This window comes from Salinicoccus siamensis, assembly GCF_042429615.1.
GTDB classification, from domain to species: domain Bacteria; phylum Bacillota; class Bacilli; order Staphylococcales; family Salinicoccaceae; genus Salinicoccus; species Salinicoccus siamensis.
In genome coordinates this window covers 64,995-81,846 of sequence record NZ_JBHMAH010000029.1, presented here as the reverse complement: position 1 = coordinate 81,846, position 16,852 = coordinate 64,995, and the positions used below count along the sequence as shown (strand labels likewise).

At 50.5% G+C, this 16,852-nt stretch carries 20 protein-coding genes and 1 other annotated feature (1 of these 21 running past the window's edge); all 20 genes read right to left on the bottom strand.

Features of this window, described 5'->3' with window-relative positions; all coding sequences use genetic code 11:
- Positions 1–72: a sequence feature (ribosomal protein L10 leader region), on the bottom strand; it reaches 75 nt to the left of the window's first position.
- Between the two features lie 51 nt (positions 73–123).
- The gene (gene rplA / locus ACFFLE_RS08890) at positions 124–816 is read right to left on the bottom strand and encodes a 50S ribosomal protein L1 (RefSeq protein ID WP_380570744.1); all 693 of its coding nucleotides are present in this window, start codon (positions 814–816) and stop codon (positions 124–126) included.
- A 76-nt stretch (positions 817–892) separates the two neighbouring features.
- Positions 893–1,318: a 50S ribosomal protein L11 gene (gene rplK, locus ACFFLE_RS08885; RefSeq protein WP_380570742.1), complete on the bottom strand. Its 426-nt coding sequence runs from the start codon at positions 1,316–1,318 to the stop codon at positions 893–895.
- A 140-nt stretch (positions 1,319–1,458) separates the two neighbouring features.
- Complete coding sequence (gene nusG / locus ACFFLE_RS08880) at positions 1,459–1,998, bottom strand: transcription termination/antitermination protein NusG (RefSeq protein ID WP_380570740.1); 540 nt, start codon at positions 1,996–1,998, stop codon at positions 1,459–1,461.
- A 16-nt stretch (positions 1,999–2,014) separates the two neighbouring features.
- Complete coding sequence (secE, locus tag ACFFLE_RS08875; protein ID WP_344703559.1) at positions 2,015–2,191, bottom strand: preprotein translocase subunit SecE; 177 nt, start codon at positions 2,189–2,191, stop codon at positions 2,015–2,017.
- An 18-nt stretch (positions 2,192–2,209) separates the two neighbouring features.
- On the bottom strand, positions 2,210–2,344 hold the full coding sequence (gene rpmG, locus ACFFLE_RS08870) for a 50S ribosomal protein L33 (RefSeq protein WP_380570739.1): 135 nt from the start codon (positions 2,342–2,344) through the stop codon (positions 2,210–2,212).
- 40 nt (positions 2,345–2,384) lie between these two features.
- Positions 2,385–3,017 carry an RNA polymerase sigma factor gene (locus tag ACFFLE_RS08865; RefSeq protein ID WP_380570738.1) on the bottom strand — a complete coding sequence of 211 codons (633 nt, stop codon included), beginning with the start codon at positions 3,015–3,017 and terminating at the stop codon, positions 2,385–2,387.
- 60 nt (positions 3,018–3,077) lie between these two features.
- On the bottom strand, positions 3,078–3,605 hold the full coding sequence (locus tag ACFFLE_RS08860) for an NYN domain-containing protein (protein WP_344703566.1): 528 nt from the start codon (positions 3,603–3,605) through the stop codon (positions 3,078–3,080).
- 1 nt (position 3,606) lies between these two features.
- The gene (gene rlmB / locus ACFFLE_RS08855) at positions 3,607–4,344 is read right to left on the bottom strand and encodes a 23S rRNA (guanosine(2251)-2'-O)-methyltransferase RlmB (RefSeq protein ID WP_380570736.1); all 738 of its coding nucleotides are present in this window, start codon (positions 4,342–4,344) and stop codon (positions 3,607–3,609) included.
- Positions 4,337–4,738, bottom strand: a complete 402-nt coding sequence (locus ACFFLE_RS08850; protein WP_380570734.1) for a Mini-ribonuclease 3 — start codon at positions 4,736–4,738, stop codon at positions 4,337–4,339. Before ACFFLE_RS08850 ends, rlmB begins: the two co-directional genes overlap by 8 nt.
- Entirely contained in the window at positions 4,731–6,125 is a 1,395-nt protein-coding gene (gene cysS, locus ACFFLE_RS08845) for a cysteine--tRNA ligase (protein ID WP_380570733.1), read from the bottom strand. Before cysS ends, ACFFLE_RS08850 begins: the two co-directional genes overlap by 8 nt.
- Positions 6,109–6,753, bottom strand: a complete 645-nt coding sequence (cysE, locus tag ACFFLE_RS08840) for a serine O-acetyltransferase (protein WP_380570732.1) — start codon at positions 6,751–6,753, stop codon at positions 6,109–6,111. Before cysE ends, cysS begins: the two co-directional genes overlap by 17 nt.
- Before the next feature lie 255 nt (positions 6,754–7,008).
- Positions 7,009–8,460, bottom strand: a complete 1,452-nt coding sequence (gene gltX, locus ACFFLE_RS08835) for a glutamate--tRNA ligase (protein ID WP_380570731.1) — start codon at positions 8,458–8,460, stop codon at positions 7,009–7,011.
- Positions 8,453–8,944, bottom strand: a complete 492-nt coding sequence (gene ispF / locus ACFFLE_RS08830; RefSeq protein ID WP_380570730.1) for a 2-C-methyl-D-erythritol 2,4-cyclodiphosphate synthase — start codon at positions 8,942–8,944, stop codon at positions 8,453–8,455. The genes gltX and ispF overlap by 8 nt, the downstream gene beginning before the upstream one ends.
- A 1-nt stretch (position 8,945) precedes the next feature.
- Positions 8,946–9,626: a 2-C-methyl-D-erythritol 4-phosphate cytidylyltransferase gene (gene ispD / locus ACFFLE_RS08825; RefSeq protein WP_380570729.1), complete on the bottom strand. Its 681-nt coding sequence runs from the start codon at positions 9,624–9,626 to the stop codon at positions 8,946–8,948.
- The gene (locus tag ACFFLE_RS08820) at positions 9,623–10,678 is read right to left on the bottom strand and encodes a PIN/TRAM domain-containing protein (RefSeq protein ID WP_380570728.1); all 1,056 of its coding nucleotides are present in this window, start codon (positions 10,676–10,678) and stop codon (positions 9,623–9,625) included. Before ACFFLE_RS08820 ends, ispD begins: the two co-directional genes overlap by 4 nt.
- A gap of 18 nt (positions 10,679–10,696) precedes the next feature.
- Entirely contained in the window at positions 10,697–12,070 is a 1,374-nt protein-coding gene (gene radA, locus ACFFLE_RS08815; protein ID WP_380570727.1) for a DNA repair protein RadA, read from the bottom strand.
- A 148-nt stretch (positions 12,071–12,218) separates the two neighbouring features.
- Entirely contained in the window at positions 12,219–14,657 is a 2,439-nt protein-coding gene (locus tag ACFFLE_RS08810) for an ATP-dependent Clp protease ATP-binding subunit (RefSeq protein ID WP_380570726.1), read from the bottom strand.
- Positions 14,658–14,660: 3 nt separating this feature from the next.
- Positions 14,661–15,692 (bottom strand): hypothetical protein, encoded by a 1,032-nt coding sequence (locus ACFFLE_RS08805; RefSeq protein WP_380570725.1) that lies wholly within the window; start codon positions 15,690–15,692, stop codon positions 14,661–14,663.
- Positions 15,679–16,197, bottom strand: a complete 519-nt coding sequence (locus tag ACFFLE_RS08800) for a UvrB/UvrC motif-containing protein (protein ID WP_380570724.1) — start codon at positions 16,195–16,197, stop codon at positions 15,679–15,681. The genes ACFFLE_RS08805 and ACFFLE_RS08800 overlap by 14 nt, the downstream gene beginning before the upstream one ends.
- A gap of 4 nt (positions 16,198–16,201) precedes the next feature.
- Positions 16,202–16,669, bottom strand: coding sequence for a CtsR family transcriptional regulator (locus ACFFLE_RS08795; protein WP_380570723.1), 468 nt, complete (start codon positions 16,667–16,669; stop codon positions 16,202–16,204).
- Positions 16,670–16,852 lie beyond the last annotated feature (183 nt).

Sequence of the window (16,852 nt, the reverse complement as noted above, 5' to 3'; positions counted from 1 at the left end):
TCATTTGCCTCGGTAGGATGGACTTTTAAGCACGACGGCTCCTACTGTCTTAGGTAGTATTAAAATACAACTGCAACTATACATAATACAGATGCAGTTGTCAATATATACTTTAGGGTCGTTCTAGGCCCTGATTATGCTAGGATCCACTTTGATGCCAGGACCCATCGTAGAAGAAACTGCAGTGGTCTTGAAGTATACACCTTTTGAAGATGCTGGCTTCGCTTTTGCAAGCGCGTCATGGACTGCTTTGAAGTTCTCGACAAGCTTATCTTCATCGAAGGATACTTTGCCGATCGCTGCATGCACGATACCGGATTTTTCTGCACGGTATTCCACTTTACCTGCCTTGATTTCTTCGACTGCCTTCGTAACATCCATCGTTACAGTACCCGTCTTAGGGTTCGGCATGAGACCTTTAGGTCCAAGCACACGGCCGAGTTTACCTACTTCGCCCATCATGTCAGGTGTTGCAACGATTACGTCGAAGTCGAACCATCCTTCATTGATCTTCTGGATGTAGTCCTCTCCTACAAAATCTGCACCTGCTGCTTCTGCTTCCTTAGCCTTCTCACCTTTAGCGAATACCAATACACGCTGTGATTTACCAGTACCGTGCGGCAAGACGATTGCTCCACGGATCTGCTGGTCATTCTTACGCGTATCAATACCCAGGCGGAATGCTACTTCAACAGAGGCATCGAAGTTGACAGTGCTTGTCTCTTTAGCTAGTTTGACTGCTTCTTCAATGCTGTAAGATGCGTTTTGGTCAAACTTTTCAAGAGCTGCCTGATACTTCTTACTTCTCTTAGCCATTTCTATTCCTCCTTGTGGTTATAGCGGGTAATCCTCCCACGTTTGTATTAATACTCTGTTTTCATGTTCAGTCAAATTATTTTTCTATAGAGAAGCCCATGCTTCTGGCTGTACCTTCGACCATACGCATAGCCGCTTCGACGTCTGCTGCATTAAGATCTTCCATTTTAGTTTCAGCGATTTCACGCACTTGCGCTTCAGTTACGCTGGCCACCTTGTTTTTGTTTGGCTCTCCAGAACCTTTTTCAACGTTTGCAGCTTTCTTGAGAAGAACTGCTGCTGGTGGTGTTTTTGTGATGAATGTGAATGAGCGGTCTTCAAATACGGAAATTTCAACCGGAATGATGAGACCCGCCTGTTCTTGTGTACGTGCGTTGAATTCCTTACAGAATCCCATGATGTTCACACCAGCCTGACCCAATGCCGGACCTACCGGTGGTGCTGGATTCGCTTTACCTGCAGGAATCTGCAATTTTACAATGTTGATTACTTTTTTAGCCACGATGTGCACCTCCTCGTTATCGTGATGTGGTCACAGGATGTCAGTTTTCACCCTCCCACTCGCATCTATAAAAAAAGATGGCCGAAAAAATTTCGACCATGATAATATACCACTATTCCATTAAAAAAGCAAGTGAGTTATTACAATTTCTCGATCTGGTCAAATTCCACTTCGACCGGGGTTTCACGCCCGAACATCTCGACCAGTACAGTCAGCTTATAGTGCTCTTCATCGATGGAGCGGATTTCGCCCATCTGATTTTTGAACGGCCCATCGACTATATTGATGGACTCGCCGACTTCAACTTCGAAATCGACGGTGCGTTCAGCCATGCCCATCTGTTTCAGGATGAACTTCACTTCTTCCGGCAGAAGCGGATTCGGCTTGCTGCCCGCCCCTTGGGAACCGACGAAGCCCGTAACCCCTGGAGTATTCCGGACGATGTACCAGGATTCATCAGTCATGATGAGTTCGACGAGCACATATCCCGGGAACGTCTTCTTCATTGCCGTTTTGCGCTTGCCGTCCTTGACGGTCGTCTCTTCCTCTTCAGGGATGATGACGCGGAAGATCTGATCCTGCATGTTCATCGATTCGAGCCGGGCTTCAAGGTTCTTCTTCACTTTATTTTCATATCCGGAATAAGTATGTACTGCATACCAGTTCTTTTCTCCAGACATAGTATCTCTCCTTTGGTTACATTAAGTCTATGAGTGCGGAGATACCCAGGTCCAGCGCGTAGAAAAACGCCAGAAAGAATATCACTGTGAACATGACGACCGCTGTATAGCGGACCGTTTCCTGACCGGTCGGCCAGCTTACCTTCTTCATCTCGCTGACAACATTCTGCAGGAAATTCTTATCATTTGCCATCGGTTGTTTCCTCCTGTATCAGATGGAACTTTTATGAGTCTGATGCCGGTTGCACGTTTTGCAGTACTTCCTGATGGATAGTCTTTCCTTGTGCTCGGTAGTCGTCCTATAATTGCGCGACCCGCATCCAGTGCATGTTAGTGCCACTTTCATCATAGCTTCCTCATTTCAATTCTAATTCACTATACCGATTTCATGCCGTGTTGTCAAATGGCCCTCCTTCCCACCCCTCATGGCTTAGAAGCTCTTTTTTTCGCCTGATGCGATGCAGTGTATTGAGCACCGCCTTCCTGTCCAGTTCAAAGGCCAGACACACATCTTCGATGCTGTGCCCCATGTCGAGGTGTTGCAGGACTTTCTGCTCCAGAGGTGAACAGATGCCTTTTTTATGCAGCAGATATTGGAGCTGCTCTTCCTTAACCATCATGTTGATCGGATCCGCTTCCCGCTCGCCGCTCTTTGATTCGTCATACATCTTTTCGATGGATGCCCGTTCCCGGCAGCGCCTGAGTCCGCGCGCACTCGACCTGCTCATCATTTCGAAGCGGAGCGTCCGGTAGAGGTAATGCATATATCTGCCGCGGGTATGGTCATAGCGGCTGCATAGTTTGAGCGCAACTTCCATCATCTCCTGCTCCATATCCTCGCGGTCTTGAAAGTGTTCGGTATAGCGATAGGTCAGCCGCCTGACATATGGCCTGATCCTTTCATCCATTATATCAAAAGCGGCAGCGTCACCCGCATCCACACGGCAGGCGAGCTGATCCATGTCATCGGCCGTCCCACGCTCACGAATATAAAATTGATATGCAGTGATATGATACATGACCAATCCCCCCCAGAACTTTACTCAAGGATAAGAGGAATCATCAATATATTCAATATGCTAAAAACGTCCGCGCCGCCATTTCTCGAGTTTCGCTTGAACATCCTGCCGGATATCCAGTTTCTGTCTGGGCATTTTTTCGTTAATCGCATCTATTTTTTCACTGATATTCTTTTCAGCTTCCGCCAAGTTCAGCCACATCTCACGGGATGAGATCCGGTAGGCGCCGAGGGCGAATATCGCATTCTGTTCAGTCAGGTCGCTCGTTACGACACTGATCTCCGATAGGTGGGGATGGTAGTGGTCGTGTACAAACCGCTCGATGTACTCATCCGCCGTCTCCTTCTCTTTTGTATAGACCACGGTGACGCCATGAAAATCGCGCACACTCTCCTTCGAGCGCACTTCATAGGCATCGAACACACAGATGATTTCCTGATTGACCACCGACTGGTACTCCGCGAGAGCGGCCAATATCTTCTCCCTCGGCAGCTGGAGCGACTGCAGCGACTCTTTGTGCAGTTCCGGGTCGGCCCCGAGGAGGTTGTAGCCATCGACGATCAGGATGCGTCTTTTTTTACGTCTCATGTCATTCACGCCCAGCGTCTTGTTTACGGAACACTTCATACATCAGCAAGGCTGCTGAGACCGATGCATTAAGGCTGGTGATATGACCGGTCATAGGGATCTGGACGATGAAATCGCATTTTTCCAGAGTCTTTCTGCTGATCCCCTTGCCTTCGCTCCCGACCACCAAGGCGGTATTCATATCTGCCGACATTTCCCTGTAATCCATGTTGCCTCCGCCTTCACTGCCGACGACCCAGAACCCCTGGTCCTTCAAAGTATCGATGGTCTGGTTGATGTTCGTCACCCTTACGACCGGCACATGTTCAATTGCCCCGGTGGATGTCCTTGCGACGGTATCTGTAAGTTGGACGGAACGGCGATTTGGTATGATCACGCCGTCAAAACCGGTCGCATCACATGTCCTGAGTATCGACCCGAGGTTATGCGGATCCTCCAGACCATCCAGGATAATCACGTTTGAACGTTTGCCCGCCACCTTTTCCAGCAGCGTCTCAAGCGCCATATATTCGTGCGGGCTGCCCATCGCCACAACACCTTGATGCCGTTCATCAGTCATACCGTCGAGCTTCATCTTCGGTACTGTCTGCACGACTATCTTCTTTCTCTTAGCGGCATCCAGTATATCCTTGATTTGTCCTTTATTGACGGAATCCTGGATGAAAACCTTATTGATCTCCGTTTCTCCCTGCAGGGCTTCCCGTACTGCGTGACGTCCTGCAATCACTCCATTAGTCATCTTTGTCCCTCCCGATTTCCAATATGATGGCCATAAGCGCATCGATCCGGCTAGTATTGCCGGAAAGATGGAGATGCCCGATCAGTGCCTCGAGCCCGGAAGCATTGCGGTAATCTTTTATGGTTGCGTTCTTGGCCCTTGTGGCACTTGATTTATTGCGCGCCTTTCTGGCAATGTCCCACTCCGCTTCCGTCAACTCATTCTTCCGGAGATGATCCAGCGCCCGTGCCTGCGCGGAGGCATTCACCATCCGGTTGGCCGCCTGATGGAGCGCATCCGGCTTCAAGTATGGACTGGCAGCCAAAAGGTGGCTCCTCACATAGACGGAATAGACGGCGTCACCCACAAAAGCAAGCGACAAGGGTTGCATCGTTTCAAGCTTGCGATCATCCACGCCTGAACCTCACACCTTCCTTGGTGTCTTCCAGGATGATGCCTTGCGCCTTCAAGTCATCCCTGATTTCATCGGCGCGTTTGAAGTCACGGCTTTGACGCGCCTCGTTGCGTTCTGCTATTAGTGCTTCAATGTCTTCATCAAGCAATATTTGTTCTTCTTCCAAGCCAACACCAAGCACTTCGCTGTAGCTGTCGAACGCCTCGATGAAGCGCATGAGCGTCTCTTTGCAGGTCGTCTGGCGGCGCATGTATTTATTCAATTCGGATGTCAGATCGTGCCAGGCGCTGATTGCGTTGGCGGTATTGAAGTCGTCATCCATGTGCGCTTCGAATACTTCGAGGTTCTGTTCTATGATGCCATGCACCGCTTCGTCCCCTTCATTGCCCACTGCACTGTCCAGACGTTCTTTAGCCTTCGCATAGCTTGACTGGATGCGTCTGAGCCCGTTCTCCGCAGCCTGCACCAGTTCCCTGTTATAGTTTATCGGGTTGCGGTAATGCACGCTGATCATGAAGAAGCGCAGCACATCCGGATCGATTTCTTTCAGGATGTCGTGGACCAGTATGAAGTTGCCGAGGGATTTCGACATCTTTTCGTTGTCGATATTGATGTAGCCATTATGCATCCAATAGTTTGCAAACGTCTCATCGGTCATGCATTCACTTTGGGCAATCTCATTTTCGTGGTGGGGGAACGTCAGGTCTTGGCCGCCTGCATGGATGTCGATTGTATCACCCAGATGGCGCCTTGCCATGACGCTGCACTCGATATGCCAACCCGGCCGGCCCTCGCCCCACGGCGAATCCCACTTTATTTCATTCGGCTTCGCCTGCTTCCACAGCACGAAGTCAAGCGGGTCTTCTTTCTTTTCACCCGCGTCGATGCGCGCTCCGACTTTCAGGTCATCAACCGACTGATGGGACAGCTTGCCGTAATCTTCGAACGAGCGTGTATGGAAGTAGACATCCCCCTCCGATTCATAGGCATGCCCTTTATCAACCAGCACTTTGATGAATTCTATGATGTCCTCCATATGATCCATGACTCTAGGGTGCGCTGTGGCTTTCTTGACGTTCAAAGCACCTGTGTCCTCAAAGAACGCTTCTATGAAACGCTCCGCGATGACAGGCACTTCTTCTTTCAGCTCATTGGACGCCTTGATCAGCTTGTCATCAACATCTGTGAAATTGGAGACGTAATTGACTTCATACCCTTTGTATTCCAGATAGCGGCGGACGGTGTCGAATGCGATGGCGGGGCGGGCGTTGCCGATATGGATATAGTTATACACAGTCGGGCCGCATACATACATCTTGACCTTGCCTGCTTTGAGCGGTTCGAACGTCTCTTTTTGCCTTGTGAGCGAATTAAATATCTTTACCATTTTCAATATCTCTCCTGAATTCTTTTATTTCTTCCTCCAGTGCACATATCTTCTCCTGGAGCGGGTCTGGGAGGCTGCTGTGTTCAAAGACTTGTCCCCGCCTTACCCTCTCCCCCTTCTGTTTGACGACCTGGCCCGGAATGCCGACCACTGTCGAGTGTGGCGGGATGTCTTTCAGCACTACCGAATTTGCTCCGACTTTTGAACATTCCCCGATGCGGATGTTGCCGAGCACCTTCGCCCCGGTGGCGATCAGCACGAAATCACCAATGTCCGGATGCCGCTTCTTCTCTTCCTTGCCGGTGCCGCCGAGCGTGACCCCCTGGTAGATCGTTACATCATTGCCGATGCGGCACGTCTCCCCGATCACCGTACCGCTGCCGTGATCGATGAACAGACGCCGCCCGATCTCCGCGCCCGGATGTATTTCGATGCCTGTAAAGAACCGGCTGATCTGGGAAATGATCCGAGCCAGACTGGTGGCGTTCTTTCTATAAAGACGGTGGGCCAACAGATGGCTCCATACCGCGTGTAAACCTGAATAAGATAAGAAGACTTCCAATCTGCTCTTTGCTGCCGGATCCAACTCCATGACCATATCGATGTCTTCTTTCATTCTGCCGAACATATGTCATCCTCCTATATTAAAATGGCCTCTGTCCATATATGGACAGAGGCGCATCATGCACGGTTCCACTCTGTTTGCAGCTTCAACTGCCACTTGAATATTCATATCAACATTACAGAGGGCAATTCTGATCGATAGGCGGTTATCCTTTCAGCAGCCGGATAATCTCTTATTTCCGCTCAATGACCATACTCGGGGTCTCTGTTGTAATAATCATAAGGTATTGATTCACAGGGTGCAACAAGTTTGCTTATTTTATGTCAGCTTCTGAATTCTGGTAAGAGTCTTTTCCTTACCGATGAGCGCAATGGCGTCCGGCAGTTCCGGTCCACGCGTCTGGCCGGTCACGGCGACACGGATCGGCATGAAAAACTTCTTGCCTTTATAGCCCGTGGATTTCTGGACATCTTTTATTGCGGCTTTGATCGCTTCAGGAGTGAATGTTTCAAGCTCACTGAAACGGGCGTGGAGTGCCGCCATCAGCTCAGGTATATGCTCCTGTGAAATCACTTCGTTCGCTGCCTCGTCAAACTCGATCTCTTCTTTGAAGAACTGTTCCGACAGCGTTGTAATCTCTCCTGCAAAACTCATCTGCTCCTGATACAGGGCAACAAGTTTGCGGGCCCAGGCCAGCGACTCTTCAGATGCATTCTCTTCAAGTAACCCTTCCTTCACAAGATGTGGCAAGGCCATATCAAAAACGGTCTCCGTGTCTTTCTCTTTCATGTACTGGTTGTTGATCCAAGTCAGTTTCTGCTTGTCGAAGAAAGCAGGTGACTTCGACAGGCGCGTTTCATCGAACAATTCGATGAACGCTTCTTTGGAGAATATTTCCTCTTCCCCTTCAGGCGTCCATCCGAGCAGGGCGATGAAGTTGAAGAGCGCTTCCGGCAGATAGCCAAGTTCTTTATATTGTTCGATGAACTGGATGATGGAACCGTCCCTTTTGGACAATTTCTTTTTCTCTTCATTGACTATGAGCGTCATATGGCCAAATTTCGGTTCTTCCCAGCCCATCGCCTCATAGATCATCTGTTGCTTCGGTGTGTTGGAGATATGGTCATCTCCCCTGAGCACATGCGAGATTTCCATCATATGATCATCGACCGCAACTGCGAAGTTATAGGTCGGTACGCCATTTTTCTTCACAATGACCCAGTCGCCGATGCCATTTGAATCGAAGGACACTTCACCTTTGACGATATCATCGAATTTATATGCCTTGTCGGCAGGCACACGGAAGCGGATGCTCGGCTCCCTGCCTTCATCGATGAAGGCTTGTTCCTCTTCGGGTGTGAGGTTGGCATGTTGGCCGCCGTAGCGTGGCATTTCACTGCGGGCGATCTGCGCTTCCCGTTCTGCCTCAAGCTCCTCTGAAGTCATGTAGCAACGGTACGCTTTATTTTCTTTAAGCAGCTGGTCGATGATCGGCTGATAGATGTGCTGCCGTTCCGATTGGCGATATGGGCCGTAGCCGCCATCACGGTCGACGCTCTCATCCCACTCGAGTCCAAGCCACTTGAGGTAATGCAGCTGAGACTCCTCGCCACCTACTATATTCCTCGACGTATCGGTATCTTCGATGCGGATGATGAAATCACCGTCGTAATGGCGGGCAAACAGATAGTTGAACAGTGCAGATCGTGCGTTTCCGATATGCAGGTATCCCGTTGGGCTCGGTGCATATCTTACTCTTACTTTACTCATGGTCATTCCTCCGTTTTTCTATTAATACTACAGCCTCAGAAGCGATGCCCTCGCCCCTGCCTGTGAATCCGAGTTTCTCGGTCGTCGTCGCCTTGATGTTGACGTTATCCACCGACGTCAAAAGAAGAGACGCGGTAACATCGCGCATAGCATCGATATGGGGTCTGAATTTCGGTTCTTCCGCCATTATGACAGCGTCGATATTCCCTATGATGTATCCTTTTTCGTGCATCATTTCCACCACTTCGCCAAGCAGCACTTTTGAGTCCATATCCTTGAATTCCTCATCCGTATCCGGGAAAAATTTGCCGATATCGCCGAGTGCGAGCGCCCCGAGTATTGCATCCGCAACGGTGTGGAGCAGTACATCTGCATCAGAATGGCCTTTCAGCCCACGATCATGCGGGATATCAATGCCGCCGACGATCAGCGGGCGGCCTTCTTCAAATGCATGCACATCAAAGCCATGTCCAATCCTAAACATGTCATCCCTCCCCCTTATTCATGATGGATTGTGCCACTTTCAGATCTTCCCTAGTCGTTATCTTAATATTATCATATGTCGATGGGGTGACGTGGACACTTACTCCCAACGCCTCCACCATCATGGAATCATCAGTGACCGACAATTCATTTTCCAACGCATTCCGGTAGGCAGACATCAACAGTTCGTAATCGAATGCCTGAGGGGTATGGACCGCAACCACCTGGTCACGGTCGATGGTCGCCTCGACGGTACTTCCATCTATGCGCTTCAGTGTATCTTTCGGTCTCACTCCGCAGATCACCGCCTTATGGACCGGCACCGCTTCCTTCAGATGGGTAAGCGTCTCTTCTGAGACAAATGGCCGGGCGCCGTCATGGACGAATACGTAGTCTGCCGGTTCAATCGCGCCCAGCACATTGTATATGCTGTGCTGCCGCTCTTTCCCGCCCTCGATTATGCCCCTGACTTTTGTGCACCCCGCTAAGATTTCATGAAGGGTGCCGATTTCATCCTTGCGGCCGGCCAGATAGATGGCATTGCAGTCGGGATCCGCTTCAAATTTTTCCACGGTCATGCGTATGACCGGCACTTCACCGAGGGGGATGAAGATCTTGTTGTAATCCGTGTTCATCCTGCTTCCCATGCCGGCAGCCGGGATGATTACTGTATATTTCATCATTTCCTCACTCTCTTTGCAAACACGATACGTCCTGAATTGGTCTGGAGCACACTGACGACTTCCACGGTGATGGTTTTGTTGATATCTGCCTTGCCATCTTCGACGACCACCATTGTGCCGTCCTCCAGATACCCGACGCCCTGGTTTTCTTCCTTACCCGTCTTTGATACAAGCAGGCTGAACCGATCACCCTGGATGACGGCCATTTTGATGGCATCTGACAGCTCATTGACATTGAGCACTTTTATCTGATGGAGTTGGCACACCTTATTAAGGTTGTAGTCCGTTGTTATGATGGCACCTTTTTCAGCTTTTGCGATTTCAATCAGCTGATGGTCGACATCAAGCTTGTCGTACTCGACATCCCTGATTTCAACATCAGCGGCATTCTGCTTTTGCAGGGCATTCAACATATCCAAGCCCCGCTGTCCCTTGTCACGCTTGATCGGGTCGGTTGCGTCAGCGATCAATTGAAGCTCATCAAGCACGAACTGCGGGATGACAAGCACACCTTCTATGAACCCGGTTTTTGCTACATCCACTATTCTACCATCTATGATCGCACTCGTATCAAGGAATTTTTTGGAGTTCTTATATTCTTTTTCTTTAGCTTTGGAGAAATTGCCCGGCAGGAAATCAAGCACCTCACCGAATTTCTTGAGCCCGATCTGGAACCCGAGGTATCCGAGGATTACAGCCACTACAAACGGGACGATATCGCGGACTATAGGAATGTCCATGGCATTTATCAATAAGGATATCAAAACAGCAAGCAACAGTCCGATAAGCGTCCCCAATGTGGCGGACACAATCTCCGCAAGACTCCGGTTCAGGATGAGGCCCTCGCTTCGTCTTATAAGGCTTTCGACTTTCGGCAGGGTCCATGAGAAGAAGACGAGAAAAAGAAGCAGACCCGAAAGCCCGAAGACGAGCACATTATCCAATATGAGCGGGATGTCCCAAGGCAGAATTTCAAATATCAGGGGCATCAGCCAGACGCCCAGGGAAATTCCAATCAATACATACAATACATAAAGCAGATACCTCAACATAACCATTCACCTCCTGTTTTATTTGGATATCGCCATCTTCAGGGCATCCTTCAGATTACGCACACTCACGACTTCTATATCATCCGGTACATTCAGGCCGCTCATATTCGAAGCTGGAATGACCGCGCGGTTAAAGCCGAGTTTGGCAGCCTCCTGCAGGCGCTGATCGATCTTGGTGACCCGTCTGACTTCGCCAGTCAATCCGACTTCTCCGATGAAGCAGTCGTCCCCTCTTATCGAAGCACCTTTGAAGCTTGAAGCAATGCTGACGACGATGCTGAGGTCGACTGCAGGCTCGTCGAGACGGACGCCGCCGGCCACTTTGATGTAGGCATCATGCTGCTGCATAAGCAGCCCTTCGCTTTTTTCGAGTACCGCCATAAGGAGTGAAAGACGGTTATGGTCGACGCCGGTCGCCATGCGCCTCGGGTTGTGGAAATGGGTCGGCGTCACGAGTGCCTGGACCTCAACCAGCAGTGCCCGTGTGCCTTCCATGGTAGCCACGATCGCCGAACCTGGTACATTCTTGGAACGCTCTTCAAGGAATATTTCAGAAGGGTTGAGCACTTCTTTGAGCCCTTCGTTCTTCATCTCGAACATGCCCATCTCATTCGTCGACCCGAAGCGGTTTTTGACGGCACGCAGCATCCTGTAGGTATGATGCTGATCCCCTTCAAAGTAGAGGACCGTATCCACCATATGTTCAAGTAGCCTAGGTCCCGCAATCTGTCCATCTTTCGTCACATGTCCGACGATGAAGGTTGCGATATTGCCGCTTTTGGCGATATTCATGAGGCTCTGGGTACACTCCCTGACTTGCGCCACACTGCCCGGGGCGCTCGTCACGTCTGGGTTGAAGATGGTCTGGATCGAATCGATGATGAGGAAATCGGGATCCAGCCGCTTTATTTCGTCATGGATGTAGTAGAGGTTGGTTTCGCTGTAGACATTGAGGTTGTCGCTCGCTTCCAGCAGTCGGTCTGCCCGGAGTTTGATCTGTTCCGTCGATTCCTCGCCTGAAACATACAGCACTTCGTGATTCTCGGATAGAGCCAGGGCCGTCTGTAGCAGGATGGTCGATTTGCCGATCCCCGGGTCCCCACCGATCAGGATCAATGAGCCGTTCACTATCCCCCCGCCGAGCACCCGGTCGAACTCGGGGCTTTGCGTCTTCGTCCTCGGGGTGTGGCTTTTCTTGACCCGTTCGAGTTTCTGGCTGCGTTGTCTGGTGTCGGTTTCCACCTTGCCGAAAGTTCCCCTACCCTTTGTTTCCTTATGGACGATCTTTTCCTCCATCTGGTTCCAGGCACCGCAATTCGGGCATCTGCCCATCCACTTCGGCGATTCATGTCCGCAGGCCATGCATTCAAAAACATTTTTCGCTTTCGCCATATATAAGCCTCTCCTGTAGTTCGATTTTATTATTATATAGTGTATAACTATTACATGTAATTTTAAAGTAGTAGCCATCAGAACTGCCATTAAGCGTGGAAGTATGAAGAAAAAGGCCGGGCGGTGGGCCCGCCCGGCCTTTATGCATCTATTCTGCTGCCACTGCGTCTTTAGTTTTCACGTCGAATTCGTCGTTTTTATAGTCGATTGTGACGACCTTGCCTTCAAGCTCTTCCCCGGATAGGAGGGACTCACTGAGCCGGTCTTCAATATGGCGCTGTATCGACCGTGCAAGCGGCCTTGCACCGTATTCCGGATCATAGCCTTCGTCAGCGATTTTCTCCTTGGCCGAATCCGTCACTTCAAGATGGATATCCTGGCCACCGAGACGGTCTCTCAGCTGATCGATCATAAGCGAGACGATCTGCTTGAGGTGCTTCTTCTCGAGGCTGTGGAAGACGATGATGTCATCCACACGGTTGATGAATTCCGGACGGAATGTGTTTTTCAGTTCTTTCATCATCGTGCTTCTGATCGTATCGTAGTCCTGGCTATCGTCTGTCGTGCCAAATCCTACGAACTTGTTGTCCTTGAGTTCCTGGGCACCGACGTTTGATGTCATGACGATGATCGTGTTGCGGAAATCGACGGTGCGGCCGTTCGAATCGGTCAATCGTCCATCATCCAACACTTGGAGGAGCATATTGAATACGTCAGGGTGCGCCTTTTCGATCTCATCAAACAAGACAAGGGAATAAGGTTTTCTCCTCACTTTTTCTGTCAGCTGTCCACCATCATCATAGCCGACGTAGCCAGGAGGCGAACCGACCAGACGGGAGACGGAGTGCTTCTCCATGTACTCACTCATATCGACGCGGATCATGGCTTCTTCCTCGCCAAACATCGATTCACTGAGCGCACGGGCAAGTTCAGTCTTACCGACACCCGTTGGACCGAGGAAGATGAAGCTTCCGATCGGACGCTTAGGATTCTTCAGACCTGCACGGGCCCGTCTGACCGCTTTCGAGATGGAGGCCACTGCATCTTCCTGACCGATTACACGGTCGTGAAGGATACTCTCCAAGTTCAGCAGGCGCTCCGACTCCTCTTCTGCGATCTTAGCCAGCGGTATGCCGGTGATACCGCTGATGACCAGCTCGATGTCGCCCTTTTCGACAGATTGAGAAGCCTGGCCCTGTTCCTTCTTCCAGTCATCCTCACGCTTTTTGAGTTCTGCTTCAAGTTTGCTCTGCTTGTCCCGATAACTTGCCGCCGCTTCAAATTCCTGGCTCTGCACCGCGGAATCCTTCTCTTTCTTGACGGCTTCGAGCTTGCTTTCAAGATCTTTCAGATCTGGAGGGGAAGTGTAGCTTCTGAGCCTCACTTTAGAGGATGCCTCATCGATCAGGTCGATCGCCTTATCCGGCAGATACCTGTCCTGTACATAACGGTTACTCATGATAGCCGCCGCTTCAAGCGCCTCATCTGTAATCGTGATCCTGTGGTGCGCTTCGTAGCGGTCCCTGAGTCCTTTAAGGATGAGGATCGCATCTTCAACACTCGGTTCATCCACCTGGACAGGTTGGAAACGACGTTCCAGTGCCGCATCTTTTTCGATATGCTTACGGTACTCTTCAAGCGTCGTGGCACCGATGCACTGCAGCTCACCGCGTGCCAATGCCGGCTTCAGGATATTGGATGCATCGATGGCACCTTCTGCGCCGCCCGCACCGATCAACGTATGGAGTTCATCGATGAACAGCACGACGTTCCCGGCCTTATGGATTTCATCCATCATTTTCTTCATGCGCTCTTCGAATTCACCGCGGTATTTCGTACCCGCAACGACCGTGCCCATATCCAATGACATGACACGCTTATCCTTCAGCGTCTCAGGCACTTCATTTTTGACGATGGCCTGCGCCATTCCTTCAGCGATGGCCGTCTTACCGACACCCGCTTCACCGATGAGGACAGGGTTGTTCTTCGTCCTTCTGCTCAGCACCTCGATGACACGGGTGATCTCTTTGGAGCGTCCGATCACCGGATCGAGCATCTCATCACGTGCAATCTGTGTCAGATCACGCGCCAGGGAATCGAGCGTTGGTGTATTGTGGTCTTTCTTCAGATTGTCCTTCTGCTGGAACGCATCCGGATTGCCGAGCATCTTGATGACGGCCGCCCGTGCTTTTGTGATGTTCAAGTCAAGATTGGCCAGCACGCGTGCTGCCACACCTTCGCTCTCCCTTATCAGGCCGAGCAGGAGGTGTTCCGTGCCGACGAAATTATGGTGGAGTTTCCGCGCTTCATCCATGGATAGCTCGATCACCTTTTTGGCCCTCGGCGTGTAATGGATGGAAGACGATGGTTCCGTCCCTTCGTTGATCAGGTTGAATACTTCTTCTTTGACCTTTTCTTCTGTGATGTTGAAGGAGACGAGCACTTTTGCCGCAATGCCTTCATTTTCCTTCGCAAGACCGAGCAGAAGATGTTCTGTCCCGATGTTCGAATGTTTGAGGTTGATCGCTTCTTCCTGTGCGTACGCTAATACTTTCTGCGCACGTTCTGTCAGTCGTCCAAATAGCATACTTTATTCCCCTCCTATTAAATATCTCATCATCGTTGCACGCTCTTCTTCAACAGCCTGCTCAAGTGATGTGTATGTGCCTTCTTTATCATTCAGACGCATTTTGATGAATGCCGGCTGGATGAGTTGAATCCATTTCTGGAAATGAAAATGTGGGAGTTCGATCAGATCGAGGTCGATTCCGAACTTGATGTCGCTCAAGCATTTCGCCGCTTCGTTCAAAGACAGCTTATAGGCATGTCCCAAAAGGCCGAGCGAGCGGTGGACCGCATCTTTTACGTCCAGGAGATGTTCATCTTCAAGCCATGAGCGCATCTCAATCTCCTCTTCGATGATCCTCTGCTTCAGTTCGTCCAGAGTGGTGATGATCTCATCCTCCGTCTGCCCGAGCGTCAACTGGTTTGACAGCTGATAGATATGGCCGAGCGGCACCGAACCTTCTCCATATATTCCCCTTAATACGAAACCGAAACGACTCAAATTTCCAGCCATGCGCTGGATGCGTTTGCTTGAAGTGAGCGCCGGGAGATGCAGCATCACAGAAGCCCGGAGGCCTGTGCCGACATTCGTCGGACAGGCTGTCAGGTAGCCGTACCGTTCATCAAAGGCATAGTCCAGCTCATGTTCGATCCTGTCATCTATATCGTTGGCCTTCCGGTAGATGTCCATCATGTGTTGGCCTGACCCCATCGCCTGGATGCGCAGATGGTCTTCTTCATTCACCATGACGGAGATCGACTCGTCTTCATTGGTGTAGTTCTTCACTCCCTGCTTGGTGAACAGGGGGCTCACCAGATGCTTTTCGACCAGCAGCGCCTTATCCTCAAACTTGAGGTCCGCCATATCCTTCTGGTCGTACCCCTCAAGCACCCCGTCCAGGCGCTCCACGATCTGCTCGATCCCACTACTGTTCTGCATCATATGGGGGTAGGGGATATGATCGATGTTGCGCGCCAGACGGATGCGGGTCGACATTTCAACCGGCTGCTCTTTGACGTCATGCATCCATGGGCTGATGTTTTTATATTCCATCATCTTCACCCAACCTTTCCAAAGCGCGTATCTCATCCCTGACGACGGCCGCTTCTTCGAATTCCTGGGTGTCGATGAGCGTCTGGAGCTTGGCCTTCAGCTGCTCCATCTTGCGCTTCGTCTTCAAGTATTCCTTCGACTTCTCCGGCATCTTGCCGACATGCTCAGTCTGATTGGCCTGCACACGGGCCACGATATCCGGCAGGCGCGCCTCGAATGTGCGGTAGCAATCGGGGCAGCCGAACTTCCCGGCCTGCACGATGCTGTTCAACGTGGAACCGCAAGTGCCACACTGCAGCGGTTTTTTCTGCTGCTGATGCAACGCAGGCTGTTGGGACAGCGATTGGAGCAGTTTCTGGATGTTGAAGGTGTCATCCGGATAGCTGAAATCATTCTCGAATGATGCATTGGCACATTGTTCGCACAGGAACCGCTCGCTCTTCTCCAGTCCATCGCCTTTCGATATATGGATGCTTGCTTCCCTTTCGTTGCATGACTCACACTTCATTCCATCACTCCTCACTGTATAGGATGACATCCATCACCCTCTTGAGTATCTTCGCACGCAGACGATCCCGGTACGGCAGCTCGAGCATCAATGTCTCACGGTCCATTACTGCACTTATGATCTTCGCCTCTTTTTGCGTCACCACTTCGTTTTCATACAACGACTGGATGATATGTTTGGCATTCTGCTGCGACAGCTGATTCCCGACCAGCTGCTTCAGATGGGCAAGGTATTCCGCTTTGGAATGCGTCTCGACTTTAGTGATCCTTATATACCCGCCGCCACCCCTTTTACTCTCAACCGTGTAACCGTGCTCGTTGGTAAAGCGCGTCTTTATTACGTAGTTCAGCTGCGAAGGCACACAATCGAACTTTTCTGCGATGTGCGCACGTTTTATTTCGACGACCTCAGTGCCGGACTCCTCTATCAGCTTTTTGAGGTACTGTTCAATTATATCTGACATGTTACGCATTTCATCACCTCTTTTGACCTTCTTTGACTTTGATTATATAGGCTGTGAATCAATATAGCAAATGGAAAGTTCCATGGATTCGCCCTTTATTTCTGTAAACGTTTGCATTATAATTAACCAGGATACATATCCATCGTTCCAGACGCATACAGTCATTCATTCAGACTACGGTAATATAATGGC

Excerpts from the sequence above, each read along its gene's own strand:
- rplA (WP_380570744.1), bottom strand. The coding sequence starts at position 816 with ATGGCTAAGAGAAGTAAGAAGTATCAGGCAGCTCTTGAAAAGTTTGAC.
- nusG (WP_380570740.1), bottom strand. The coding sequence starts at position 1,998 with ATGTCTGGAGAAAAGAACTGGTATGCAGTACATACTTATTCCGGATAT.
- secE (WP_344703559.1), bottom strand. The coding sequence starts at position 2,191 with ATGGCAAATGATAAGAATTTCCTGCAGAATGTTGTCAGCGAGATGAAG.
- rpmG (WP_380570739.1), bottom strand. The coding sequence starts at position 2,344 with ATGAAAGTGGCACTAACATGCACTGGATGCGGGTCGCGCAATTATAGG.
- ACFFLE_RS08865 (WP_380570738.1), bottom strand. The coding sequence starts at position 3,017 with ATGTATCATATCACTGCATATCAATTTTATATTCGTGAGCGTGGGACG.
- ACFFLE_RS08860 (WP_344703566.1), bottom strand. The coding sequence starts at position 3,605 with ATGAGACGTAAAAAAAGACGCATCCTGATCGTCGATGGCTACAACCTC.
- rlmB (WP_380570736.1), bottom strand. The coding sequence starts at position 4,344 with ATGACTAATGGAGTGATTGCAGGACGTCACGCAGTACGGGAAGCCCTG.
- cysS (WP_380570733.1), bottom strand. The coding sequence starts at position 6,125 with ATGGTAAAGATATTTAATTCGCTCACAAGGCAAAAAGAGACGTTCGAA.
- cysE (WP_380570732.1), bottom strand. The coding sequence starts at position 6,753 with ATGTTCGGCAGAATGAAAGAAGACATCGATATGGTCATGGAGTTGGAT.
- gltX (WP_380570731.1), bottom strand. The coding sequence starts at position 8,460 with ATGAGTAAAGTAAGAGTAAGATATGCACCGAGCCCAACGGGATACCTG.
- ispF (WP_380570730.1), bottom strand. The coding sequence starts at position 8,944 with ATGTTTAGGATTGGACATGGCTTTGATGTGCATGCATTTGAAGAAGGC.
- ispD (WP_380570729.1), bottom strand. The coding sequence starts at position 9,626 with ATGATGAAATATACAGTAATCATCCCGGCTGCCGGCATGGGAAGCAGG.
- ACFFLE_RS08820 (WP_380570728.1), bottom strand. The coding sequence starts at position 10,678 with ATGTTGAGGTATCTGCTTTATGTATTGTATGTATTGATTGGAATTTCC.
- radA (WP_380570727.1), bottom strand. The coding sequence starts at position 12,070 with ATGGCGAAAGCGAAAAATGTTTTTGAATGCATGGCCTGCGGACATGAA.
- ACFFLE_RS08810 (WP_380570726.1), bottom strand. The coding sequence starts at position 14,657 with ATGCTATTTGGACGACTGACAGAACGTGCGCAGAAAGTATTAGCGTAC.
- ACFFLE_RS08805 (WP_380570725.1), bottom strand. The coding sequence starts at position 15,692 with ATGATGGAATATAAAAACATCAGCCCATGGATGCATGACGTCAAAGAG.
- ACFFLE_RS08800 (WP_380570724.1), bottom strand. The coding sequence starts at position 16,197 with ATGAAGTGTGAGTCATGCAACGAAAGGGAAGCAAGCATCCATATATCG.
- ACFFLE_RS08795 (WP_380570723.1), bottom strand. The coding sequence starts at position 16,669 with ATGCGTAACATGTCAGATATAATTGAACAGTACCTCAAAAAGCTGATA.